Below are 23,365 nucleotides of genomic sequence, written 5' to 3'. Positions count from 1 at the left end.
ACTCGCCCGCGAGAGCCTACGGAGGGCCGCAGGCCGCGCCGCCTAAGGTGTCCCGCGATGATCACTCGTGCCGAAGCGGCGTACCTGGGCGCCGTCCGGGCCTTCCAGAACCCGATGCTGGACCTCCTGCACAAGCGGCACGCGCCTCTCGTCGTCTCGCTGCTGTCGCTCGTGTTCACCGCCGAGCGCCCCACGGTCCCCGTGGCAGACGCTCACACCGAGGTCGGCGACGCGCTCGACCAGCTCCGCTCGGCGGGGTTCGGGGACGACCTGCCCACCGGGACGGCGCGTGACCTGTGCCGGCAGTGGGCGGATGCGGGCTGGCTGGTGCGGCAGGTGCTGGACGACGACGTCGAGGTCTACCGCCTGTCGGCGCACGCTGTCGGGGCGCTCGAGGTCGCGGGCCGCGCGGGCGGTGCACGGGCGCGCGTGTCGCAGTCGCGCGTGCGGACGCTGCTGGACGCGGTCGAGCGGCTCGCGCAGGACGCGGACCCGGACGCGATGGTGCGCGTCGCGCGGCTGGACGCGCAGATCAAGGCGTTGCAGACGGAGCTGGAGCGCGTGCAGCGCACGGGCGTGGTCGACGAGGTCGACGACGAGGAGCTGCTCGAGCAGGCCGAGAACGTCGTGCACCTCATGCGCGAGCTGCCGGCGGACTTCGCGCGCGTCGCGGAGTCGATCAAGGCGATGCAGCGCGACGTGGTCACCGCGCTACGGCAGGACGAGCGCCCGACGGGTGACGTGCTGCGCGAGTACCTGCAGCGCGGCGAGCACGTCATGGAGTCGACGGTCGAGGGCCGCGCGTTCGCCGGTGCGCTGCGGCTCATCGGTGACCCGCAGCGGCTCGACGACCTCGCGAGCAACCTCGACGTGGTGCTGCGCCACCGCTTCGCGCGGCGGCTCGACGCGCAGCAGCGCGGCGACCTGCGGGACGTGGTGCGCCGCATCGAGGCGGGCCTGGAGCAGGTGTTCGCGGCGCAGCGCGAGGCGTCGTACGTGATCACCGCTCAGGTGCGCAACCACGACCCGCTGCGCGACCGCCAGGTCGACGCCCTGCTGCGCGACGTGATGACGGGGATGCAGGCGTGGATGCCGGACGCGCGCCGGTTCGAGTCCGTGCCGCCCGTGCGGCGGCTGCCCGTCGCGGACGTCGAGCACCTGCGGCAGACCGTCGGCGACCTGCGCTCCCCCGAGCCCCCGGACCCGCTGACGGACTGGGATGACGAGGACGGCGGTGTCCCGGCCGACGACGCGCGCGCGTGGGGTGGCCCGCACTACGCGGAGCTCGATGCGCACCTGGCGGCGTTCGCGGCCTCGTCGGACGACGACGTGGACGTCGCTGCCGTGTTCGACGCCGCGCCCGACGAGCTGCGCCGGCCCGTCGACCTGCTCGGGCTGCTCGAGCTCGCGCACACCCACGGCATGACCGAGACGGACCGGCTCGCGTTCGTCGACGCGGTCCGGCCCGACGGCACGCGCCGCCGCCTGGCATTCGGCGCGGTCACCACGAGCACGGGCACGAGCACGGGAACCACCCGCACGAAGGACGACGATGACTGACACGACGACCGCCACCGCCGACGAGGCCGGCTTCATCTCCCCCGTCGCGATGGAGGACGACCCGGCGGAGCTGTTCGCGGGCGACACCGGCGCGCTCGACGCGGACGTGCGCCGCGTGCTCGTCCGGCTGCTGCAGCGCCGCTTCCTCGTCGCGGACCGCAACCGCGCGCAGTGGCGCACGCTGCTGGAGAACCAGCAGGTGATCGAGTCGCGCCTGCACGACCTGTTCGTGCACCTCGTCGTCGACCACGTGCGCGGCGTCGCGTACAAGCGGCAGGTGCGCTCGGCGGAGCTCGACGTGCCCGTGCTGCTGCGCGACGAGCCGTACTCGCGCGCCGAGACCCTCGTGCTGGTGCACCTGCGGACCGTGTTCCAGCGGGAGCGCGGCGCGGGCGAGACGTCGGTGCGCGTCGACGTCGAGGAGATCGAGGCGACCGCGCTGACGTACTTCGACCCCGACGACACGAACGTCGCGACGCACCAGCGCGAGATCCGCGCGGCCGTCGCGCGCCTCGCCAAGGACGGGATCATCGACGAGGAGTCCGAGGGCCGGTTCCGGGTGACGGCGCTCGTCGAGGTGGTGCTCAGCAACGAGCGTCTGGCCGAGCTGCGCGACTGGCTGCGCGAGCGCGCCGAGGGCCGTGCGGGCGTCGTCGGGACCCCGTCCGACGAGACCGGCGACGACGAGACCGAGGAGGCCGCGCGATGACGATGGTCGACACCCTGTTCGGACTGATCCCGGCCGCGTCCACGGGACAGCAGTGGGTCGCGCGCGACCTGCAGCTCGTCAACTGGGGCGGCTACGACGGCCACCACCGCGTGCGTCTCGCCGCCACGGCGACGCTGCTGTCGGGCGGCTCCGGCTCGGGCAAGTCCACGCTCATGGACGCGTACATCGCGCTCCTCATGCCGCACACGACCCCGTTCAACGGCGCGTCCAACGGCGGGGTCGTCGGGCGTCCGCGCGGCAAGGACCAGCGCAACATCCTGTCCTACGCGCGCGGCAAGCTCGACGAGTCGCGCACCGAGGACGGCACGCGCCAGCGCGTGCTGCGCGGTGACGGCCGGGACACGTGGTCGGCGATCGCGATGACGTGGGCCGACCAGTCGGGCACGCAGTTCACCGCCGTGCGCGCCTGGTACGTGCCGTCGGCCGCGCGCACGCTCGAGGACGTCGCAGCGGTGCGTGCGACGCGTGACGGCGAGCTCGACCTGCGTGACCTGGAGCGCGCCGCGGCCACGCGGTTCTCCCGCCCGGCGCTGACCGAGGCCGGGCTGTCGGTCTACGACACGGACCGCGAGTTCACCGCGCGCCTGCACTCGACGCTCGGCATCGGTGCAGCGGGCGACGGGCACAAGGCCGTCGCGCTGCTCGGCCGCATCCAGGCAGGCCAGCAGATCACGACCGTCGACGCGCTGTACAAGGCGATGGTCCTCGAGGAGCCCGACACGTTCGCGACGGCCGACGCGGTCGTCGAGCAGTTCGACAAGCTCACCGGCACGCGCGACCAGATGATCACGGCGCGCCAGCAGGTCAAGGCGCTCGAGCCGATCCGCGCCTACCGCGCGGACATCGACGAGGCCGCGGCCCGGTTGCGCGTCATCGACGAGATCGGCACGTTCGACGACGGCACCTCCCCCGCCGCGCTGTGGAAGCACGCGCACCGCCTCGACCTGCTGCGCGCAACCGAGGCCGACCTGCAGCACCGCCACCACCGCGCACGCGACCTGGTCGCGGAGACCGAGGCCCGCATCGCCGCCGCACGCGCGGAGCTCGACGGCGTCAAGGAGACGCTGTGGACCTCGGGCGGCGACCGCCTCGCGACCGCGCAGCGCGAGCTCGCGGCCGCCGAGCAGCGCCTTGCGACCGTCGAGCGCGCACGCGCCCGGCTCGACGAGGCGCTCGCGGCCCTGCCCGACGCGTCGGTGACGACCGCGGCCGAGCACGCGGCGCTCGTCGCCCTGGCGCACGACGCGTTGCGCGACGCGGACGCGAAGAACGCCGCCCGCCAGGCGCTGTTCGACGCGATGTCGGAGAAGAAGGAGGCCGTCGCCGACCTCGCCGACCTGCGAGCCGAGCGCGCCGCAGCTGCCGCGCGTCGGGACAACATCCCGACCGACCTGCACCGCGCGCGAGCCGCCCTGGCCGAGGCCGCTGGGCTGTCGATCGACGACCTGCCCTTCGTCGCCGAGCTCGTCGAGGTCCGCACCGAGCACGAGCCTTGGCGCGACGCGTTCAACCTCGCGCTCGGCAGCTTCGCGACGGTCATGCTCGTCGACTCGGCCAACGTGCGGACGTTCCGGGCGTCGATCGACTCCGTCCGCACGACGCATCGCATCTCCTTCCAGGGTGTTCAGACCGGAGTCCGCGACGACGTCGCGGTCGACTCCCGGACCCTGCCGGGTCGGCTCGACTACCGCAGGACGCCGTTCACGGGATGGCTGCGGAGCGAGCTCGTTCGGCGGTTCGACTTCGTGTGCGTCGACACCACGGCGGAGCTGGCTCAGCATCCGCAGGCCCTCACCCGCTCCGGCCAGGTCTCGCAAGGCATGCGTGGAGCACACGGCGGTCAGGGTCGGGCGAACATCCTGGGCTTCACGAACACCCGCCGCCTCGCGGATCTGGACCGCCGCATCGAACGCGCCCAGGAGCGCCTCGACGCCGCCGACCAACGGGCCGCGACGGCAGCCGATGCGCTGGACGGATACGAGGCGGCACGTCGGGCATACGAGACGGTCACCGAGCTGACCTGGCCGCAGGTCGACGTCGCAGCGGTCGAGCAGTCTCGTGATCGGTGGGCTGCGATGATCGACGAGGTCACGTCGGGCAACCCCGAGGTCACGCGCCTACAGCGCCGAGCCGGCGAGCTGGACACCACGATCATGGCGCTCACCGAGGAGCTCGGCCGCTCGAAGGGGCTGGCGGCCGAGCTGCAGGTGCGGTGGACCGGCACGAGCGAGGAGGTCGACGCAGCCCAAGGTGCTCTCGACGCTGCCGAGTCTGCCGGCGTCGTCGTCTCCGAGCCGCAAGGGGCATACCTCGAGGGCCTTCTCGCAGAGCAGACGAGCGCCATCTCGGGGTCCACAGCGCCCGACGACGAGCGGGCACTGCGCGCGTTCGACGACGTCATCGCGAGGGCGGGGGCGCTCCTTCTCGCGGACCGGCACGCGGCGCAGCAGGCGATCAGCACGCAGCGAGACGCACTGCGCCGGACGTTCGAGACCTTCGTCGAGCGGTGGCGCGACCCGAACCTGGGGACCGACCCCGAGGGTTCGTACATCGACTTCGAGCGGATCCTGATCGAGCTCGAGACGAACGCCCTCCACGAGCTCGAGTCCGAGTGGCGCAAGAGCCTGCTGCGGCTGTCCGGCAACGACCTCACGGACCTGCACAGCGCACTGGCACGCTCGGTCAGAGAGATCAAGGACCGAATCCGGCCCGTCAACGAGATCCTCGCCGAACTCCCGTTCGCGGACGACCACCACCGGCTGCGCATCGACGCCAGAGACACCCAGTCGACGGTCGTCGCTCGCTTCCGCAAGGAGCTCCGCGACCTGCGTGAGCTCCTCGCGACCGAGGCGAACGATGCCGAGCGCGAGCGGCGGTACTTCCGCATGTCGCGGCTCATCGACCGCATCCGCCGCCACTCACCCGACTACGCCGACCTCGTCGACGTCCGCAGACACGTCCGCCTGTCCGCCGAGAAGGTCGACCTCGCGGGCGCGCACGTCGCGTTGTACGACCACATCGGTGAGAAGTCGGGAGGCGAGTCGCAGGAGCTCGTGGCCTTCATCGTCGGCGCCGCGCTGCGGTACCAGCTCGGAGACGCAGGCGCGGAGCGCCCGCGGTACGCGCCTGTGTTCCTCGATGAGGCGCTCATCAAGGCCGACGCGCGGTTCACCGGTCGCGCGATCGGCGCGTGGCGCGGCCTCGGGTTCCAGCTCGTGGTCGGGGCGCCGAACGACAAGGTCAGCGCGATCGAGCCCCATGTCGATCTCCAGTACATCGTCCTCAAGGACGCTGCAGGGCGCTCACGCGCGAAGCCCGTCGCCGGCGTCGCTGACCAAGGCTCCGCATGAGCCGACTCCTCGACGTGTCCGAGGCCGTTGCCGCGGTGGCTCGCAGATGGCGCGCGAGCTGGGCGGACGCCCTGGTGAGCGAGCACCTCTCGCACGAGCCGTGGGTCGTCGAGGTGGCGTTGCGTCCCGGGGAGCGGAGCGGCGCCGACCACCTCCGCGTGCCGGCCGAGCGCCGTCGGACGTGGCACGACCAGTGGCGAGAGCTGGAGCGCACCGCGCCGTCAGGGGTCGGTGTGATCCGGGCCCCCGTCCCGCTGCTGGGCGTGCTGACGCCGCTCCCTGCCTTGCTCCGTGTCGAAGGCACTCAGGCGCTCGACACGTTCCTGGGGTCGCACGGCGGGTACGACGACTTCGCGCTCGACGCCGCTCGTGCGCGTCGGCTCCTTCTCGACCTGACCGAACATGGCGGGTCCGCGAACGCTTCGGCGCTTCGCTCGCTGGTGGGGCTGGACGATGACGACGCGCGCGTGGCGCTCGATGCGGTGGCGTGGCTCGCCGAGCATCCAGACCTGTCCGAGCACACACCACGGTCGCTGCCGATCCCGGGAGCGCATGCGAAGTGGGTGGACCAGCATGCGCGGCGGCTGCTGCTGCTCACCGGTCGCGACGTCCTCACCGAGACCATGCACAGGCCACCCGTAGCTCATCTCACGTACGTGGACCCCGGCTATCTCGCCACCGGCGGCCGACGGCACGACGCCTGGACGGCGGGCGACTGCCACACCCTGCCGTACGAGCCGCGGCTCGTGCTGGTGGTCGAGAACCGCGACTGCCGGCTTCGGCTTCCGCCGGTCGACGACGCTGTCGTCGTCGAGGGTGGCGGCCGCGCTGCTGCCACGCTGATCGCCGAGATCCCCTGGGTCCGCTCGGCCGAGAAGGTCGTGTACTGGGGAGACATCGACGCGGACGGCTTCGCGATCCTGGACTCCCTCCGCGCCGCGCTGCGCGAGGCCTCGCCCACGGCCGGTCCCGCGCACGACGTCGTCTCACTCCTGATGGACGCCGTCGCGCTCGAGCGGTACCGGTCGCGCGGCGTCGCGAGAGACCGCCGGGGCCGCCTGCTGCGGCCGTCCTCGACTCCGCTCCGCGAGCTCACTGACGCCGAGAGCGCCGCCTACGCGCAGATCGCGACATCGGGCCCCGCCGACGTACGACGGATCGAGCAGGAGCGGATCCCCGTCGAGGACGTCGTCGACGCCCTCGTGGCGTGCGTCGCGCGTCCGGACGACGAGACCGCCGTTCACTGAGAGGCGAAACAGGGGCGCACGCCGCGGATCGGGCCGTACGTTGGCGCGCATGACCTTCCCCGTGCGCATCGGTGTCCAGCTCGCGCCCCAGCACGCCGACTACGGCCAGATCCGTGACGCGGTGCTCCGCGCCGAGGACCTGGGCGTCGACGTCGTCTTCAACTGGGACCACTTCTACCCGCTGTCGGGCGACCCGGACGGCAAGCACTTCGAGTGCTGGACGATGCTCGGTGCATGGGCCGAGCAGACCGAGCGGGTCGAGATCGGCGCGCTCGTGACCTGCAACTCGTACCGCAACCCCGAGCTGCTCGCGGACATGGCCCGCACGGTCGACCACATCAGCGGCGGCCGGCTGATCCTGGGGATCGGCGCGGGCTGGTTCGAGCGGGACTACGACGAGTTCGGCTACGAGTTCGGCACCGCGGGCGAGCGCATCGCGGCGCTCGCGGAGGCGCTGCCGCGCATCAAGGCCCGGTGGGCGAAGTCCAACCCGGTGCCCACGCGTGAGATCCCCGTGCTCATCGGCGGCAGCGGCGAGAAGAAGATGCTGCGGATCGTCGCGGAGCACGCGGACCTCTGGCACTCGTTCGGCGACGCCGAGTCGCTCACGCGCAAGAGCGCGATCCTCGACGAGCACGGCGCCGCGGTCGGCCGCGACACCACGACGCTCGTCGAGCGCTCCATCGGCGTCTCGGCCCCGCCCGAGGACGTCGCCGACGGTCTGCTCGGCGCGGGTGCGACGCTCCTGACGATCGGGACGAGCGGGCCGGACTACGACCTGTCACTCGCCCAGAAGTGGGTCTCCTGGCGCGACGCGCAGCGCTGATCCCGGTCGGGCGCCCGCAGGCGCCTACAGTCACGTGCTCGTGAGCACGCCCGCCCCCACCTCCCCTGCCCCGCGTGTCGGGGTCGTCGTCACCGACTCCTACCCGCTCGAGGACCTGGACCACGACACGGCCCCGCTCGTCGCCGCCCTGCGCGCCCGCGGCCTCGAGGCCGGACCCGTCGTGTGGCACGACCAGTCGCTCGACGTCGCGTCGTACGACCTGCTCGTCCTGCGCAGCCCGTGGGACTACCCGGACCGGCTGGACGAGTTCACCGCCTGGCTCGCGCACGCGGAGAGGACGACGACCGTCCTCAACGACCCCGCGCTCGTGCGCTGGAACCTCGACAAGCGCTACCTCGCGCAGCTCGAGGCGCTGGGCGTCGCGGTGGTCCCGACGACGTACCGCACCCGGGCCGACGAGGTCGTGCGCGACCTCGCGGCGTTCCCGGCGGGCGCGCTCGTCGTCCTCAAGCCCGCCGTGTCGGCCGGTGCGCGGGACACCGGGCTGTTCGCCGCCGACGACCCCGCCGCGCTCGAGCTCGCGGAGCGGATCGTCGCCGCCGGCGGCGTGGTGATGGTGCAGCCCGAGGTGCCCGAGCTGTCGTCGGGTGCGGAGAAGGCGCTCTACCTCGTCGACGGCGAGCTCACGCACGCGATCGGCAAGGGCGCGCTGCTCGCCCCCGGCGGCGGGCTCATCGGCGGCGTCTACCAGGAGCACCCGCAGCCAGTCCCGACGACCGCCGACGAGGAGGCGTTCGCCCGGCGGACGCTCGCCGCGGTCAGTGAGGTCACCGGACTCGACGTCCCGCTCTACGCGCGCGTCGACCTGGTCGACTCGGCTGAGCACGGCATCGTCCTCATCGAGGCCGAGCTCTTCGAGCCCGCCCTCAACCTGCACGTCGCACCCCACGTCACGGACGTCGTCGCGGCCGCGATCGACCGCCGAGCCCGCGCGGTCGCACGCCACGACCGCGCGGGGTGAGGGACGCCACCCGACCTGGCGCGACGAAGTGAGGGACAATGGGAGATGTCGCGCTGCACGGCGTCCTCGCGGGACCCCCGCCCCATGAGGTCGTCCGAAGCCCGGCCGACGCGCGAGGCTCACGCGTCGACCCGCCGTCGGGCCACCGAGACCACGACGACGACGGCGCGGCATCGCCTCGTCGAATGAGAAGTCAGTGCCCTTCACCGTCGGTCAGACAGTCGTCCACCCCCACCACGGACCGATGCGCATCAGCGCGGTCGTCACGCGCACCATCCGCGGCCGCGCGATCGACTACCTCGAGCTCGAGCAGCCCGAGCACGACCTGCACGTCTCCGTGCCGATGCCGAGCGCCGAGACGATCGGCATCCGCGCCGTCATGACGCGCGACCAGGTCGACGAGGTCATCGCCGTCCTGCACGGCGACAGCCTGCCGCCCGAGAGCGGCTGGTCCCGCCGCATCAAGGACTACGGGATGCGCCTGCAGACCGGCCTCGCCACCGAGCGTGCCGTCGTCATGCGCGAGATCCTGCGCCACTCGGGCCACAACGCCTCCGGCACCGCCGAGCGCGAGCTCCTGCGCTCCGCGCGCGAGGTCCTCAGCTCCGAGCTCAGCGTCGCCCTCGGCATCCCCGAGGACGAGGCGGGCGCCATGCTCGAGGACGCGGCCATGGACGGCCACGAGGTCCCCGTCCCGCGCCCCCGCTCCCACCGCCGCACCGCCCCGACCGCCGCCTGACTCACGACGCTCCCGTCGCGAGCGCGCGGACCGTGTCGATCGTGTCCGCCTCGGCGGGGGTCTTGTCGTCGCGGTAGCGGACGACGCGGGCGAACCGCAGGGCGAGGCCGCCCGGGTAGCGGGTCGAACGTTGAAGGCCGTCGAACGCGATCTCGACGACCTGCTCGGGGCGGACGTGGACGACCCAGTCGTCGAGCGGCGTCGTCGCGAGCTCGGTGAAGCGCTCGGTCTGCCAGCGCAGCATCTCGTCGGTCATGCCCTTGAACGTCTTGCCGAGCATGACGAAGCCGCCCTCGCCGTCGCGCGCGCCGAGGTGGATGTTCGACAGCAGGCCGCGCCTGCGACCCGAGCCCCACTCGACGGCGAGCACGACGAGGTCGAGCGTGTGGCGGGGCTTGACCTTGACCCACGCGCCGCCGCGACGCCCGGCCTCGTAGGGCGAGTCGAGCGCCTTGACGACGACCCCTTCGTGGCCGGCGGCGAGCACGCCGCGCAGGTGGGTGCCCGCCTCGTCGGGGTCGGTCGTCACGACGCGGTCGATGCTCGCGGCGGGGTGGTCGGCGAGCAGGCGGCCGAGCACCGCGAGCCGGTCGTGCAGGGGCTCGTCGAGCAGGTCGTCGCCGTCGGCGTGCAGGACGTCGAAGAAGAACGGGCGCAGCACGTACTGCGCCGCGACCTGCGCGTCGCCGCTCGCGGCGCGGGCCGCGGTGTCCTGGAACGCGACGGGACGTCCGGTGTCGTCGACGACGAGCGCCTCGCCGTCGAGCACGAGCGGGCCGCCCGGCAGGGTGCGCACGAGGTCGACGATCTCGGGGACACGCGCGGTGATGTCGTCGAGGCTGCGGGTGAACACGCGCACGTCGTCGTCGTGGCGGTGCACCTGGATGCGGATGCCGTCGAGCTTGGCGTCGACGACCGCCGGCCCGGGCCCGACGTCGGTCAGCGCGGTCGCCACGTCTGTCGCGGACTGCGCGAGCATGGGCCGCACCGCCCGGCCGACGGTGAGCCCGAAGCCGGCGAGGACGCTCGCGGCCTCGTCGGGACCGCCCGCCCCGAGCGCGGCGGACGCGACCGGCGCGGTGGCGCCCGCGAGCATCGCCGCGCGTCGCACGGTCGTCGCGGGCACACCCGCGGCCTCCGCGACGGCGTCGAGCAGCAGCGCGTCGAGGGCACCCTGGCGCAGCTCACCGGTGACGAGGCCGCGCAGGAGCTCCTGCTCAGGCGCGGTCGCCGCGGCGAACATCCGCGCCGTGAGCGCCTGGCGCTGAGTCGTCGAGCCCGGACCGGACAGCTGCGCCATCTGCGCGAACGTGGCGTCGACGTCCGCGAGCGTCAGGGTCGGCTCGGTCGCGGGCTCGGGGAGCTGCGCGAGCGAGCGCCAGCCCAGCCCGGTGCGCCGCTGGCGCAGCTCACCGCCGAGGTAGTGCGCCACGATCGGCACGTCCGCCGGCGGGGTACGACGCAACAGGTCGACGAGCAGCGCGCGCTTCGCCAGGTGCGAGCGCGTCGCGGCGAGCGCGCGGGACGTGTCGGCGACCTCGGCGAGCAGCATGTCCGCATCGTCCCGCCGACCGCCCACACCGACCACCGGGCCGACCCGGGAGCGCGTCCTGCGGGACGTTCGTCGCTTGCTCGTCGGGCGCGGGTGCGGTGCGCTGGGGGCATGTCCCCTGTTCGTCGACCCACTCCCCGGGCGGTGGGCGCGCTCACGGTCGCGGCGGCCGTCGCGCTCCTGCCCGTGGCGCGCACGTGGGGGCTGCAGTGGGGCGCGACGGAGGACGAGCTCGACGCGACGCTCGCGGGCGACGACGTCGTCCACGACCCCGGCCTCGTCGCGACACGCGCCATCACCGTCGCGGCCCCCGCGCGGGACGTGTGGCCGTGGCTCGTGCAGCTCGGTCAGGGGCGCGGCGGGTTCTACTCGTACGACTGGCTCGAGAACCTCGCAGGCCTCGGCATCCACTCGGCGGACCACGTCGAGGAGCGGTGGCAGGACCTCGCGCCGGGCGACGAGGTGCGCCTCGCCGCGTCCGCGGCGCTCGCCGTCACGACGGTCGACCCGCCGCACGCGCTCGTGCTCACCGCTCCCGACGCGACGTTCAGCTGGTCGTTCACGCTGCACCCGGGGCGGGACCGCACGACGAGGCTCGTCGTGCGCGAGCGGTACGCGCGGCCGCAGTGGTGGGCAGTACCGGTCAACGAGGCGATCGGCCTGGCGAGCTCGGTCATGACGCGCCGCATGCTCCTGGGCGTGCGGGACCGCGCGGAACGGCACGCACAGCGCTGACCAGGCGTCCGACCTGGGCTGACGCGCGATGCCCGGGCGTTGTCAGACCCCCGTGCTTGGCTGTGACCATGACCACATTCGACAACCGCCCCGGTACCGCACTGCTCGTCATCGACGTGCAGAACGCCGTGGTCGCGCAGGCGTACGAACGTGACGCCGTGCTCGGCCGGATCGCGTCGCTCGTCACCCGAGCGCGCCAGGAGGACGTCCCCGTGGTGTGGGTCCAGCACCAGGCGCCCGCCGAAGGGCTCGTCCCCGGCGAGGACGGCTGGCAGATCGTGCCGGAGGTCGGCTTCTCCCCCGACGAGGCGCGCGTCGACAAGCAGTACGGCGACTCGTTCGAGGACACGCCGCTCGAGTCGCTGCTCGCGGAACGCGGGGTCGGGCACCTCGTCGTCGCCGGTGCGCAGAGCGACGCATGCATCCGCTCGACGATCCACGGGGCGTTCACGCGCGGGTACGACGTGACGCTGGTGGCCGACGCGCACACCACCGAGGACCTCACGGAGTGGGGCGCGCCCGAGCCCGATCAGGTCGTCTCGCACACGAACCTGTACTGGTCGTTCCAGAGCGCACCCGGCCGCACGGCCGCGGTCGTGCCGTCCGACGTGGTGGCGTTCGCCGCCCCGTGACGCCGCCGTCGTCGGGGCTCACTGGAAGTCGCGCGACGACGAGCGGACCTTGAGCGACAGCGGCGCCAGGTGCTCCGCGACGAGGTTCGTCGCGCCGTCCTGGCGTTCCAGCAGACCCCGGACGACGAGCGCGCGGCTCGTGCGCGCCACGCGTCGGAACCGCTGCCACAGGCCCGCCGAGCAGACGATGTTGAGCAGCCCCGTCTCGTCCTCCAGGGACAGGAACGTCACACCGCCGGCCGTGCCCGGGCGCTGGCGGTGCGTCACCACGCCCGCGACCGCGACGCGACGCCCGGACTCGTGCCGGAACGCCTGCACGACCCGCAGCACCCCCGCCTCGTCGAGCCCGTCACGCACGAACTGCGTCGGGTAGGAGTCCACGGACACACCCGTCGCCCACACGTCAGCGGTCGCGGTCTCCACCGGGCTCAGACCCGGCAGGGTCGGCGCGGCCACGCCCACGCTCACGCCCGGGAGCGTCTCGGGACCCTCCTGCGCGAGCGCGCCCGCGGCCCACAACGCCTCGCGCCTGCTCACGCCCAGCGAGTCGAGCGCACCCGCGGTCGCGAGCGCCTCGAGCTGCGGGGTCGTGAGCCGCACGCGACGCGCCAGGTCCCGCTGGTCGACGAACGGGCCGTGGGCCTCGCGCTCGTCGACGATGCGCTGCGCGAGCGGCTCCCCGATCCCCCGGACCGCGACCAGCCCGAGCCGGACCGCGAGCGCGCGCACCCCTCCCGCAGCACCCGTGGCAGGACCGGTGCGCACGCCCGCCTCGGGGGTCGGCCCCGTGCCGCTCGGGCGGGGCACGAGCCGTGGCTCACCCCCGGCGGGCTCCGGCGCGACGCGCTCGACGCACGCCTGCCCGCGGGAGTGCTGCACGTCCGGGCGCAGCACCTCGACCCCGTGCCGGCGGGCGTCCGCGGCGAGGCTCTGCGGCGAGTAGAAGCCCATGGGCTGCGCCGCGAGGATCCCCGCGTAGAACGCGGCGGGGTGGTGCACCTTGAGCCACGCGCTCGCGTACACGAGGAACGCGAACGAGTACGCGTGCGACTCGGGGAACCCGAAGTCGGCGAACGCCTTGAGCTTGTCGAAGATCTGCTCGCCGACCTCGCGCGAGATCCCATGACCCGCCATGCCCGTCATGAGCCGCTCCTTGAGCGCGAGCATGCGTTCCGTCGAGCGCTTCGAACCCATCGCGCGGCGCAGCTGGTCGGCCTCCGCGGGCGTGAAGTCCGCGACGTCGATCGCCATCTGCATGAGCTGCTCCTGGAACAGCGGCACGCCGAGCGTCTTGCTCAGCGACGGCTCGAGCAGCGGGTGCAGGTACGTCACGGGCTGCCGACCGCGCGCCCGCTCGATGTACGGGTGCACGGAGTTGCCCTGGATGGGACCCGGGCGGATCAGCGCGACCTCGATGACGATGTCGTAGAACGTGCGGGGCTGCAGCCGCGGCAAGGTGCCCATCTGCGCGCGCGACTCCACCTGGAACACCCCGACGGTGTCCGCCGCGCTCAGCAGGTCGTACACCAGCGGGTCGTCCTGCGGCAGTGCGTGCAGGTCGAGGTCCGGTCCGCCGTGCTCGCGCACGTAGCCGAACGCGATACGCAGTGCCGTGAGCATCCCGAGGCCCAGCAGGTCGAACTTCACGAGCCCCGCGTCGGCGCAGTCCTCCTTGTCCCACTGCAGCACCGTGCGCCCGGGCATGCGCGCCCACTCCACGGGGCACACCTCGATCACGGGGCGGTCGCACATGACCATGCCGCCCGAGTGGATCCCCAGGTGGCGCGGTAGGCGTAGGAACCGCTCCGCGAGGTCGATCACCTGCTCGGGGATCTCCCCCTCGTCGTCGGCCGAGGGCGGCAGCGTCGTCGGGACCACGTCGTGCCCGTCCGCGGTCGCCAGCCCCGGGATCTCCGCACCCCGGGGCGCACGTCGCGGCGCCGACGAGCCGGGGGTGCCCGAGGTCCACATGGCACCACGCCGCGCGGAGCGCTCGTGGCGGTCCGTGACCACGGGCGCCGCCGTCGCAGACGCGGACCCCGGCCAGGGGCCGGCGTGGCCGGCGTGCGGTCCTGCGGGGCGGACCAGCACGTTCGGGCCGTCCGGTGGCGGCGGGGCCGCGGGCCGCTCGCGCAGGCTCCCCCACCGTTCGATCGACTTCGCCCACGCGTCCTGCTGGCCCGCGTCGTACCCGAGCGCGCGCGCCGCGTCCCGCACCGCCGAGCGCGGGCGGTAGGAGATGACGTTCGCGACCTGCGCGGCGTGCTCGCGCCCGTGCACCGCGTAGACGTGCTGGATGACCTCCTCGCGACGCGCGGACTCGATGTCCACGTCGATGTCCGGCGGGCCGTCGCGCTCGGGCGCCAGGAACCGCTCGAACAGCAGGCCGTGGTGCACCGCGTCGACAGCGGTCACGCGCAGCACGTAGCAGACCGCGGAGTTCGCGGCCGAGCCGCGGCCCTGCGCGAGGATCCCGTTGTCCCGGCAGAACTTCACCAGGTCGTAGACCACCAGGAAGTAGCCCGGGAACCCGAGCTCCTCGATGACGCGCAGCTCGTGCTCGAGCTGCGCCCACGCGCCCGGCACGCGCTCGGCCTCGGGCGGACCGTAGAGCTCGAGCGCACCGCGGCGCACGAGCTCGCGCAGCCACGTGGCCTCGGTGTGCCCCTCGGGGACCGGGTACGGCGGCAGCGTCGGCGCGACGAGTGACAGGTCGAACGCGCACTGCGCCGCGAGGTCCGCGGCCGCCGCGACCGCCTGCGGGTGCCGGCGGTGCCGCGCGAGCATCTCGCGCGCCGAACGCAGGTGCGCGCCCGTGCCCGCGGGCAGCCAGCCGTCGAGGTCGTCGAGCGAGCTGCGCGCCCGCACCGCGGCGAGCGCCGCCGCGAGGTCCGCGTCGCGCGGGCTCGCGTGGTGCGCCGCGGTGGTGGCGACGAGCGGGAGCCCCGCCCGGCGCGCGAGCTCGGCCAGCGCGTCGGCGCGCTCGTCGTCGTACGCGTCCCCCGCGGCCGTGACCTCGACCGCGACGTTGTCCCGCCCGAACAGCGCGACGAGCCGGTCGAGCTCGCGCTCCGCCGCGGACAGCCCGTCGGGGGCGACCGGGACGACGCCCGAGGGGTCGCCGCCCGCGAGCGCGCGCCGCACGGCGCCCTTGCGGCACCCGGTCAGGACGAGCCACTGACCCCTCGCCGTTTCCGCCAGCTGCTCCAGGTCGTACTCCGCGGCGCCCTTGCGCCCCGTGCGCAGGTGGCCCTCCGCGATCGCGCGCGACAGCGCGCGGTAACCGTCCGGGCCGCGCGCGAGCACCAGCAGGTGGGTCGATCGCGGGTCGGGCACGCCCGTGGGCTCGTCGAGCACGGGCGGGCCGGGCGGCGGCGCGGGCTCGCGGCCGTGGCGCCGCGCGGTGGGTGCGGGCAGGTGCAGCTCGGCGCCGAACACGGTCGGCAGGCCGACCTTGCGTGCGGCCTCCGCGAACCGCACCACGCCGTACAGCCCGTCGTGGTCGGTGAGCGCGAGCGCCTCGAGCCCGAGCCGTGCGGCCTCCGCGGCGAGCTCCTCGGGCTGGCTCGCGCCGTCGAGGAAGCTGAACGCGGAGTGCGCGTGCAGCTCGGCGTACCGCGCCTCGCGGCTCCGCTCAGTCATAACGGGCCTCGCACGCCCACCCGGCGGCCGTCGCGACGAGCAGCGCCGCGGGCTCGTCGTCGAACGCGACCTGCAGGTGCGCGCGCGGCTCCTGGCCGCTCCACCACCGTCCGGCCAGCACCCACGGCCCCGCCCACCCGCGCACGCGGCTGCGCCGCCCCTGCGACCAGCGCACCCACGCCGGCTCGCCCGCGAGCCCCTCGCGGCCGTCGAGCAGCACCTCGTCGCCCGCCGCGTCGTGCACCTGCACGGGCTCGGGCTCGGGCAGCACGGTCGCGGGCGCCGGGGGCGGGATCCGGCCCGGCCAGGGGCGGTCGAGGGGCAGCGGCGCGGCACCCTGCTCGCCCCACGGGCGCACGTGCACCTGCTCGCGCACGTCGCGCCCGCCCTGCACGCTCGCGGCGAGCAGCCCGCTGCCGCCGAGGATCGCCTGCACGCGGTCCATCGCGCGGTGCGCGCGCAGGTCGCCGCCCGACGGCCCGCCCCACAGCCTCCCCTGCTCGGCGCCCGCGGGTGCGACGTCGAGCGCCGTGACCGACAGACGCACGAGCGTGACGGGCGGGGTGTCGTCGGACTCGTGCGCGGTGCGCGCGTCGAGCGCCCACTGCGCGTCCTCGTCGGTGCGCCCGTCCTGGCCCTGCCGTCCGCCCTGATGTGCGCCCTGCCGACGTCCCCGCCCTCCGGCACGGTCGTCGAGCGCGCGCGAGCGGGCCGTGGCGACCGCCGTGGTCGACAGCCAGCTCTCGAGCTGCCAGCGGATGCGGTCCGTGATGCGCGACGGCGACAGCCCGCCCCAGCCACCGAGGTCCGTGCGCCACGCGCGCACCAGGTCGGCCCCCTCGTCGGTGCGTGCCGCGATCTCCAGCCGCCCGCACGTGAGCGAGCGTTCGACGAGCATGGCGTGCAGCTCCTCGGCGAGCCGGCGGCCCGCGAACGTCGCGGTGTCGACCCGGTCGACGGGCGGGTCGAGCTCGGTGGTGACCTCGAGGTCCGCCTCGGGGCGGCGGCGCACGGGTGGGCGTTCGTCCTCGCCGCGCGCGAGCACGTGCGCCCACGTCCCGAGCCGCCCGAACCTCGCGTGCACGTCCGCGGCGGGCAGCGCCGCGAGGTGCCCGAGCCGGCGCAGCCCGAGGCGGTGCAGCAGGTCCACGAGCTCGTCGACCTGCCGCCCGGTGTCCTCGGTGGTCGCCGCGAAGCCGAGCTCCGTCATCGGACGGGACGCGAGGAACTGCGCCGACCCGCCGGGCGGCACGAGCGCCCCGGTGCGGGCCGCGACCACCGCGGCGAGCAGACCGTCCGCCGTGCCCACGGCGCACTCGTGGCCCGTGTGCTGCGCGACCGCCTCGACGAGCCGCTCGGCGAGGTTCTCCTCCGAGCCGTGGTACCGGCTCGCGCCGCCGGCGGGCAGCAGCAGGAGCCCCGGGCGGACCACCTCGACCCCGGCGACCACGCTCTCCGCCGCGACCGCGACGGGCTCGAACAGGCGCGTGTCGCGGGCGTCGTCCGCGGGCAGCAGCTCGAGCTCGGGGCACACGGACTGCGCCTGCCGGCGGCGCATGCCGCGCCGCACGCCCTCGACGCGCGCGAGCGCGCCCACCGCGACGACGTGCTGGCCGAGCAGCACCGCGGCAGGCACGTGCCGCGGGACCTCGAGCGACTGCGACGCCGCGACCACGGGCCAGTCGGGCACCCACAGGACCGTGGTGCGCGTGCTCGTCGGCCGACGTCCCTCGTCCTCGCCCGTCATCGGACGCCCCTCATCCGACGAGCCTCAGCGCGGGCGCCCGCCGCTCGGCGCGCGGCGCCGCGGCCGCGACCGCGGTGTCCTGCCCGGGCACGGGCAGCGGGAACGTCAGGTCGAGCGCGAGCGGTACCCCGGCACCGGCACGCCCGGCGCGGGCGACCCGCACCCGGTGGGTCCGCAGGCGGCCGTGCCCGTCCCCGAGCCCCGACCAGGCGCCGCGCTCCGCGGTCAGCACGGCCTGCGCGCCCGGCCAGGGCGTGGTGGCGAGCAGCACCGCACCGCGTTCCCGCGCGCGGGCGGACAGGCGGCGCCGGTCCGCGTCGACGAGCCGCGCCTGCGGTCCGACGACGACCACGTCGACCCCGTCCAGCAGGGCCGACAGGACGAGCGCGGCGTCCGGCCCCGGATGCGGGACGACCGCGAGGCGGTCGAGCACGACGCCGGACTCCGCGGCGGCGAGCAGCCCGAGCGCGGGCTGCCCGACGACGGCCGCCCAGGACCCGGCGGCGCTCGCCGAGGCCAGGAGCGCGAGCGCGAGCGACGTCGAGCCCAGGACCGCGGTGGTCGCGCCGCGCCGGAGCCCATCCGGCAGGAGCGGGGCGATCGCGGGCGGGACGGGCAGCGCGGGACGCTCGGTGGTGAGCAGCGCGGTCGACAGCACACCGGGCGCCCGTACGGGCTGCTCCTGCGGGGCGTGGACCGTCGGCTCAGGAGCCACCGGCACAGCGGCCGCTGCCGGCTCGGGGACCGCCGTCTCAGGGACGGTCGGGACCGCGGCGACGGGCCGCTCGTGCAGCAGCACGCTGCGCGCCCCGGTGCGGCGCTCGGCGTGCGCGAGCGCGAGGCGGGCGCGCGCGACCCGCTCCTCTCGCGACAGCACGTCGACCGTCATCGCTGCACCCCTGTGGACGTCGTCGCCGGAGTCCGGCACCTGCACAGACGTCTCTGACCTGCAGGTTCACCATCAGCGATCGTCTGTTCGAACGTCTGTTCGACAGTTCTAGTACACGCTCCGAGGATCGTGATGTCAACCTGCGGGAGGCCCTGCGGCCCCCTCTCACCCACATGGACGACGACGTCGCGATCCCCACCCGAGGAGGCGTATGGTTTGACAGATTCATCAATCCATCAGGCGTTCTCCCCACCCCTGGAGCACCCGTGCCGCAGTCCGGCATCGACCGACCCCTCGCCGAGGTCAAGGCAGAGCTGTTCAAGGCCCTGAGCCACCCCGTGCGCGTGCGCACCCTCGAGCTGCTCGTCGAACACGACCGCCAGGTCGCCGACCTGCTCACCGAGCTCGACCTCGAGGCCTCCCACCTCTCGCAGCACCTCGCCGTCCTGCGACGCGCCGGCGTCGTGACCGCGACCCGCCGCGGCAACGCGGTGCACTACACGCTCGCGCTGCCCGCGGTCGCGGACATGCTCGCGGCCGCACGCGCCGTCCTCGTCGACGCCGCCACCCGCCGCACCGAGCTGCTCGAGGAGACGCGGTGAGCGCCGCCACCGCAGCCACCCCCTCAGCCCCCACCCCGCAGGACCCCTGGCTCACCCTGCGCCGCCTGCGCGCGCTGCTGCCCGGCCGCGACGACTACACCGGACTCTCCCGCTCATGGCGGCGCGACCTGGTCGCCGGGCTGACGGTCGCGGTCGTCGCGCTGCCCCTCGCGCTCGGCTTCGGCGTGTCCTCCGGCACGGGCGCCGCCGCGGGGCTGGTCACCGCCGTGGTCGCGGGCGCCGTGGCAGCCGTGCTCGGCGGGTCGCACCTGCAGGTCAGCGGCCCGACCGGCGCGATGGCCGTCGTGCTCGTGCCGATCGTCGCGCGGTACGGGCCGCAGTGGGTGCCCGTCGTCGCGATCATGGCCGGCGGCATCGTCGTGCTCGCGGGCGTGCTCGGGCTCGGCCGGCTGGTCGCGTACCTGCCGTGGCCCGTGGTCGAGGGGTTCACCATGGGGATCGGCGTGGTGATCGCGCTGCAGCAGGTCCCGCTGGCGCTCGGCACGCCCAAGGCCGAGGGCGAGAACGCCGCGCTCGTCGCCGTGCAGACCGTCGCCGACACGGACTGGTCCGCGGCCGTCGCGCCGCTCCTGCTCGTCGTCCTGGGTGTCGCGCTCGTCGTCGGCCTGCCGCGCGTCCACCGCGCGATCCCCGCGTCGCTCGTCGCCGTCGCGGTCGCCACGGTCGTCGTCGAGGTCGCGCACCTCGACGTGGAGCGCATCGGCGCGCTGCCGTCGAGCCTGCCCGCACCGCACCTGCCCGTCGTGGACCTCGCGACGACGAGCGCGCTGTTCTCCTCCGCCCTGGCGGTCGCCGCGCTCGCCGCGCTCGAGTCCCTGCTGTCGGCGCACGTCGCGGACGGCATGGCCGACGACGTGCCGCGCACACGCCCCAACCGCGAGCTCGTCGGCCAGGGCGTCGCGAACGTCGCGTCCGGGCTGTTCGGCGGCCTGCCCGCGACCGGTGCGATCGCCCGGACCGCGGTCAACGTCCGCACGGGCGCGCGCACCCGCGTCGCGGCGCTGAGCCACGCCGCGGTCCTCGCGCTCGTCGTCTACGCCGCCGCGCCGCTCGTCGGCCGCATCCCGGTGGCCGTGCTGGCCGCCGTCCTGCTCGTCACCGCGGCCCGCATGGTCGACCTGCGCGCGGCGAAGGCCATCTGCCGCTCGGGACGCGCGGGCACGCTCGTGCTCGTCGCGACGCTCGTCGTGACCGTCGCGTTCGACCTCGTGCTCGCGGTCGAGGTCGGCGTCGCCGTCGCCGCCGTGCTGTCGCTGCGGGCGATCGCCCGCTCCAGCGGGCTGCACCGCGAGGACCCGCCCGACGAGGTGATCGCGGCGGACACCGAGCGCGAGCTGCTGCACGAGCACATCGCGGTGTACCGGATCGACGGCGCGCTGTTCTTCGCCGACGTCCGGCGCTTCCTGGACGAGCTCATGGCGGTCACCGACGTGCGCGTCGTGGTGCTGCGCCTGTCCCGCGTCACCGTGATCGACACGAGCGGCGCGCACGCGCTCGAGCAGATCGTCACCGACCTCGAGCGGCGCGGCGTCGTCGTGCTGCTCAAGGGGCTGCGCCCCGAGCACCGGCGCGTGGCGGAGTCGATCGGCGTCATCGCGGCGCTGCGCCACGAGTCGCACCTGTTCGACGACCTCGACGCGGCGCTCGCCCACGCGCGTGAGCACGTGCGCGCCGCGCGTGTGCCCGCCACGATGGGCTCGGCCACCCACCCCGACAGCACCGCCTGACCCGGAGGACCGCATGGTCTCGATCACCCGCCCCGTCGCGCCGGACCCGTACTCGCTGCTGCCCGCGGTGCCCTCGTTCGAGGTCACGAGCGCGGACTGGACGCACGGTGAGCGCGTCCCGGACGTCCACACCAACACCCCCGCCGGGAGCAACGTCTCGCCGCAGGTCTCGTGGACCGGGTTCCCGGCCGAGACCGCGGGCTTCGCCGTGAGCGTGTTCGACCCGGACGCGCCGGGCGTCGCCGGATGGTTCCACTGGACCGTGCTGGGCCTGGGCGCGGACGTCACGTCGCTGCCAGCCGGCGCGGGCTCGCCCGACGGCGGCGGACTGCCCACGGGCGCGTTCCAGCTCCGCAACGACGACGGGACGGTCGGGTACATCGGCTGCGCGCCGCCTCCGGGCGACCAGGTGCACCGCTACTTCCTCGTCGTCCACGCGCTCGACTCCGCGGACCTCGGCCTGACGCCCGACGCGCCGCCCGGGGCCGTGAGCTGCGCGCTGGTGTTCCACACGCTCGCGCGCGGCGTCCTGGTCGGCACCTACCAGCGCTGACCCGCCCCCCGGCGACCGGCGGGCGGGACGGGCGGGTCGGGGGCTCGGGTGGGTCGGTAGGGTGCGGCGCGTGACTCTCGGGACCCTGGACTGGAAGCCGGCGATCGAGCACCTCGACCTCGTCGCCCCGCCGACGGCGCGCGCGATCAGCGCGTGGGCCGCGGCCGACGGCGACGTCGCGCAGCACGTGCTCGTCGCGGAGATCGACCCGGACCTCGCCGACACGGCGGCGCTCACCGACGCGTACGCGCTGCCGCCGTCCGCGTCGGCCAACTGCGTGCTCGTCGCGGGCCGCCGCGAGGGCGCGGAGCGCGTCGCGGCGGCCGTGGTGCGCGCGACCACCCGGGCGGACGTCAACAACGCGGTCAAGCGGCTGCTGGACGTGCGCAAGGCGTCGTTCCTCCCGATGGACCGCGCGACGGCCGAGTCGGGCATGGAGTACGGCGGCATCACGCCGGTCGGGCTGCCGGACGGCTACCGCGTGCTGGTCGACGCGCGCGTGACGGTGCCCGACGAGGCCGGCGAGCTCGTGGTGGTCGGCAGCGGTCTGCGTCGGTCGAAGATCGCCCTCCCGGGCGCGCTTCTCGCGCGTCTGCCGGGGGTCGAGGTGATCGAGGGCATCGCGCTCTCGTGAGCGGACTTGGCCCGCAGCACGCGCTTCCTTGACGCGCTTGTGACCGGGCCGTGGCGCGCTCGTGGAGATGTGGTCAGCGCCTCCCGGCACGCGTGCCGGAGTCGGGACGGACGTCCCTGAGAACCCCTTCCCGGACGTCAGACCATCGAGTCATGCACCTCCTCCTGGCCGCCCCCACCGAGACCCTCGAGACCGCCGACGAGAGCCGCGACGAGCCGGTCGTCACCACGTTCCTCGCGGTGGCGCAGGCGCAGGCCGACGAGCTCCCGCCCTTCTGGGACTGACGGGAACCGACCGACCCCGCGCCCGAACGACGGTGATCCGGCGCGGGGTCACTCCGCGGCGCGCGTCGCCCAGAACGCGACGGCAGCCGCCGCGGCGACGTTGAGCGAGTCGACTCCCCCGGCCATCGGGATGCGCACGACGAGGTCGCACGCCGCCACGGTCGTCGGCTTCAGCCCGTGGCCCTCCGCGCCGAGCACGAGCGCCAGCCGGTCCGGCAGGTCCGCGACGAGGTCGTCGAGCGTGATCGCGTCGTCGGACAGCGCGAGCGCCGCGGAGACGAACCCCGCCTCCCGGAGCGTCTCGACGCCCGCGGGCCACGGGTCGACGCGCGTCCACGGCACCTGGAACACGGTGCCCATCGACACGCGCACCGAGCGCCGGTAGAGCGGGTCGGCGCAGCGCGGCGTCACGAGCACCGCGTTCACGCCGAGCGCGGCGGCCGAGCGGAACGCGGCGCCCACGTTGGTGTGGTCGACGATGTCCTCGAGCACCGCGACGCGGCGCGCCCCCGCGAGCAGCTCGGCCGGGTCGGGCAGCGGCGGGCGGTGCATGGCCGCGAGCGCGCCGCGGTGCACGTGGAAGCCGGTGATGGCCTCGAGCACGGGCTCGTCGGCGACGTAGACCGGCACGGCGGGCTCGTCGGACCCGCCCGCACCAGCCGAGGAGGGCAGCGACGCGACCATCCGCTCGAGGTCCGGCACCCACCGGGGCGCGAGCAGCACCGAGCGCGGCCGGTGCCCCGCGCGCAGCGCGCGCTCGAGCACGGTCGAGCTCTCCGCGATGTACAGACCCTTGGCGGGCTCGTGCCGCGAGCGCAGCGCGACGTCCGTCAACGAGACGTAGTCGGCGAGCCGCTCGTCGGACGGGTCGGTGACGGTCAGCAGGTCGAGACGCACGGGCCCCAGTCTCCCG

Annotated in this window: 19 protein-coding genes; 14 read left to right on the top strand and 5 right to left on the bottom strand. The window is 74.6% G+C overall.

Annotated features, from left to right (window positions below; genetic code table 11):
* Positions 1–57 precede the first annotated feature (57 nt).
* The 7 genes from F1D97_RS10890 (at position 58) to F1D97_RS10860 (ending at position 9,434) form a co-directional block, all read left to right on the top strand.
* On the top strand, positions 58–1,560 hold the full coding sequence (locus tag F1D97_RS10890; protein ID WP_236120535.1) for a DUF3375 domain-containing protein: 1,503 nt from the start codon (positions 58–60) through the stop codon (positions 1,558–1,560).
* Entirely contained in the window at positions 1,553–2,269 is a 717-nt protein-coding gene (locus tag F1D97_RS10885; RefSeq protein WP_236120534.1) for a DUF4194 domain-containing protein, read from the top strand. The genes F1D97_RS10890 and F1D97_RS10885 overlap by 8 nt, the downstream gene beginning before the upstream one ends.
* The gene (locus F1D97_RS10880) at positions 2,266–5,640 is read left to right on the top strand and encodes an ATP-binding protein (protein ID WP_236120533.1); all 3,375 of its coding nucleotides are present in this window, start codon (positions 2,266–2,268) and stop codon (positions 5,638–5,640) included. Before F1D97_RS10885 ends, F1D97_RS10880 begins: the two co-directional genes overlap by 4 nt.
* Positions 5,637–6,887: a DUF3322 and DUF2220 domain-containing protein gene (locus tag F1D97_RS10875; RefSeq protein ID WP_236120532.1), complete on the top strand. Its 1,251-nt coding sequence runs from the start codon at positions 5,637–5,639 to the stop codon at positions 6,885–6,887. Before F1D97_RS10880 ends, F1D97_RS10875 begins: the two co-directional genes overlap by 4 nt.
* 49 nt (positions 6,888–6,936) lie before the next feature.
* Positions 6,937–7,713 carry an LLM class F420-dependent oxidoreductase gene (locus F1D97_RS10870; RefSeq protein WP_236120531.1) on the top strand — a complete coding sequence of 259 codons (777 nt, stop codon included), beginning with the start codon at positions 6,937–6,939 and terminating at the stop codon, positions 7,711–7,713.
* 34 nt (positions 7,714–7,747) lie between these two features.
* A complete protein-coding gene (locus F1D97_RS10865) occupies positions 7,748–8,695 on the top strand; it encodes an ATP-grasp domain-containing protein (protein ID WP_236120530.1) in 948 nt (315 codons plus the stop codon).
* 244 nt (positions 8,696–8,939) lie between these two features.
* Positions 8,940–9,434: a CarD family transcriptional regulator gene (locus F1D97_RS10860; RefSeq protein ID WP_236120529.1), complete on the top strand. Its 495-nt coding sequence runs from the start codon at positions 8,940–8,942 to the stop codon at positions 9,432–9,434.
* Between the two features lies 1 nt (position 9,435).
* Here F1D97_RS10860 and F1D97_RS10855 read toward each other — a convergent pair whose 3' ends face one another.
* Positions 9,436–10,986 carry an ATP-dependent DNA ligase gene (locus F1D97_RS10855; protein ID WP_236120528.1) on the bottom strand — a complete coding sequence of 517 codons (1,551 nt, stop codon included), beginning with the start codon at positions 10,984–10,986 and terminating at the stop codon, positions 9,436–9,438.
* Positions 10,987–11,097: 111 nt separating this feature from the next.
* Here F1D97_RS10855 and F1D97_RS10850 point away from each other — a divergent pair, with 111 nt between their 5' ends.
* The gene (locus tag F1D97_RS10850; protein ID WP_236120527.1) at positions 11,098–11,721 is read left to right on the top strand and encodes an SRPBCC family protein; all 624 of its coding nucleotides are present in this window, start codon (positions 11,098–11,100) and stop codon (positions 11,719–11,721) included.
* Positions 11,722–11,789: 68 nt separating this feature from the next.
* Positions 11,790–12,353 (top strand): cysteine hydrolase family protein, encoded by a 564-nt coding sequence (locus tag F1D97_RS10845; protein ID WP_236120526.1) that lies wholly within the window; start codon positions 11,790–11,792, stop codon positions 12,351–12,353.
* An 18-nt stretch (positions 12,354–12,371) separates the two neighbouring features.
* On the opposite strand, the gene F1D97_RS10840 is transcribed toward F1D97_RS10845, so the two are convergent.
* Genes F1D97_RS10840 through F1D97_RS10830 form a run of 3 tightly spaced genes read right to left on the bottom strand, consistent with a single transcriptional unit; the run spans position 12,372 to position 18,631 of the window.
* Positions 12,372–15,995, bottom strand: a complete 3,624-nt coding sequence (locus tag F1D97_RS10840; RefSeq protein ID WP_236120525.1) for an error-prone DNA polymerase — start codon at positions 15,993–15,995, stop codon at positions 12,372–12,374.
* Positions 15,988–17,742 carry a Y-family DNA polymerase gene (locus tag F1D97_RS10835; RefSeq protein WP_236120524.1) on the bottom strand — a complete coding sequence of 585 codons (1,755 nt, stop codon included), beginning with the start codon at positions 17,740–17,742 and terminating at the stop codon, positions 15,988–15,990. The genes F1D97_RS10840 and F1D97_RS10835 overlap by 8 nt, the downstream gene beginning before the upstream one ends.
* A gap of 10 nt (positions 17,743–17,752) precedes the next feature.
* Positions 17,753–18,631, bottom strand: a complete 879-nt coding sequence (locus F1D97_RS10830) for a hypothetical protein (RefSeq protein WP_236120523.1) — start codon at positions 18,629–18,631, stop codon at positions 17,753–17,755.
* A gap of 266 nt (positions 18,632–18,897) precedes the next feature.
* Between F1D97_RS10830 and F1D97_RS10825 the strand changes: the two genes are divergently transcribed.
* The 5 genes from F1D97_RS10825 (at position 18,898) to F1D97_RS17375 (ending at position 22,452) form a co-directional block, all read left to right on the top strand.
* The gene (locus F1D97_RS10825; protein WP_236120522.1) at positions 18,898–19,233 is read left to right on the top strand and encodes an ArsR/SmtB family transcription factor; all 336 of its coding nucleotides are present in this window, start codon (positions 18,898–18,900) and stop codon (positions 19,231–19,233) included.
* Complete coding sequence (locus F1D97_RS10820) at positions 19,230–20,981, top strand: SulP family inorganic anion transporter (protein ID WP_236120521.1); 1,752 nt, start codon at positions 19,230–19,232, stop codon at positions 20,979–20,981. The genes F1D97_RS10825 and F1D97_RS10820 overlap by 4 nt, the downstream gene beginning before the upstream one ends.
* A gap of 13 nt (positions 20,982–20,994) precedes the next feature.
* Positions 20,995–21,534 (top strand): YbhB/YbcL family Raf kinase inhibitor-like protein, encoded by a 540-nt coding sequence (locus tag F1D97_RS10815; protein WP_236120520.1) that lies wholly within the window; start codon positions 20,995–20,997, stop codon positions 21,532–21,534.
* 70 nt (positions 21,535–21,604) lie between these two features.
* Entirely contained in the window at positions 21,605–22,168 is a 564-nt protein-coding gene (locus tag F1D97_RS10810; protein ID WP_236120519.1) for a YbaK/EbsC family protein, read from the top strand.
* Positions 22,169–22,320: 152 nt separating this feature from the next.
* Positions 22,321–22,452 carry a hypothetical protein gene (locus tag F1D97_RS17375; RefSeq protein ID WP_255701572.1) on the top strand — a complete coding sequence of 44 codons (132 nt, stop codon included), beginning with the start codon at positions 22,321–22,323 and terminating at the stop codon, positions 22,450–22,452.
* Between the two features lie 48 nt (positions 22,453–22,500).
* On the opposite strand, the gene F1D97_RS10805 is transcribed toward F1D97_RS17375, so the two are convergent.
* Positions 22,501–23,349: a TrmH family RNA methyltransferase gene (locus F1D97_RS10805; protein ID WP_236120518.1), complete on the bottom strand. Its 849-nt coding sequence runs from the start codon at positions 23,347–23,349 to the stop codon at positions 22,501–22,503.
* Positions 23,350–23,365: the final 16 nt, after the last annotated feature.

Origin of the sequence: Cellulomonas palmilytica (assembly GCF_021590045.1) — a bacterium.
In the GTDB taxonomy this organism is placed as follows: Bacteria; Actinomycetota; Actinomycetes; order Actinomycetales; family Cellulomonadaceae; genus Cellulomonas; species Cellulomonas palmilytica.
The sequence above is the reverse complement of the archived record's forward strand: the minus strand, read 5'-3'. Positions and strand labels throughout refer to the sequence as shown.

Excerpts from the sequence above, each read along its gene's own strand:
- F1D97_RS10890 (WP_236120535.1), top strand. The coding sequence starts at position 58 with ATGATCACTCGTGCCGAAGCGGCGTACCTGGGCGCCGTCCGGGCCTTC.
- F1D97_RS10885 (WP_236120534.1), top strand. The coding sequence starts at position 1,553 with ATGACTGACACGACGACCGCCACCGCCGACGAGGCCGGCTTCATCTCC.
- F1D97_RS10880 (WP_236120533.1), top strand. The coding sequence starts at position 2,266 with ATGACGATGGTCGACACCCTGTTCGGACTGATCCCGGCCGCGTCCACG.
- F1D97_RS10875 (WP_236120532.1), top strand. The coding sequence starts at position 5,637 with ATGAGCCGACTCCTCGACGTGTCCGAGGCCGTTGCCGCGGTGGCTCGC.
- F1D97_RS10870 (WP_236120531.1), top strand. The coding sequence starts at position 6,937 with ATGACCTTCCCCGTGCGCATCGGTGTCCAGCTCGCGCCCCAGCACGCC.
- F1D97_RS10860 (WP_236120529.1), top strand. The coding sequence starts at position 8,940 with ATGCGCATCAGCGCGGTCGTCACGCGCACCATCCGCGGCCGCGCGATC.
- F1D97_RS10855 (WP_236120528.1), bottom strand. The coding sequence starts at position 10,986 with ATGCTGCTCGCCGAGGTCGCCGACACGTCCCGCGCGCTCGCCGCGACG.
- F1D97_RS10850 (WP_236120527.1), top strand. The coding sequence starts at position 11,098 with ATGTCCCCTGTTCGTCGACCCACTCCCCGGGCGGTGGGCGCGCTCACG.
- F1D97_RS10845 (WP_236120526.1), top strand. The coding sequence starts at position 11,790 with ATGACCACATTCGACAACCGCCCCGGTACCGCACTGCTCGTCATCGAC.
- F1D97_RS10840 (WP_236120525.1), bottom strand. The coding sequence starts at position 15,995 with ATGACTGAGCGGAGCCGCGAGGCGCGGTACGCCGAGCTGCACGCGCAC.
- F1D97_RS10835 (WP_236120524.1), bottom strand. The coding sequence starts at position 17,742 with ATGACGGGCGAGGACGAGGGACGTCGGCCGACGAGCACGCGCACCACG.
- F1D97_RS10830 (WP_236120523.1), bottom strand. The coding sequence starts at position 18,631 with ATGACGGTCGACGTGCTGTCGCGAGAGGAGCGGGTCGCGCGCGCCCGC.
- F1D97_RS10815 (WP_236120520.1), top strand. The coding sequence starts at position 20,995 with ATGGTCTCGATCACCCGCCCCGTCGCGCCGGACCCGTACTCGCTGCTG.
- F1D97_RS17375 (WP_255701572.1), top strand. The coding sequence starts at position 22,321 with ATGCACCTCCTCCTGGCCGCCCCCACCGAGACCCTCGAGACCGCCGAC.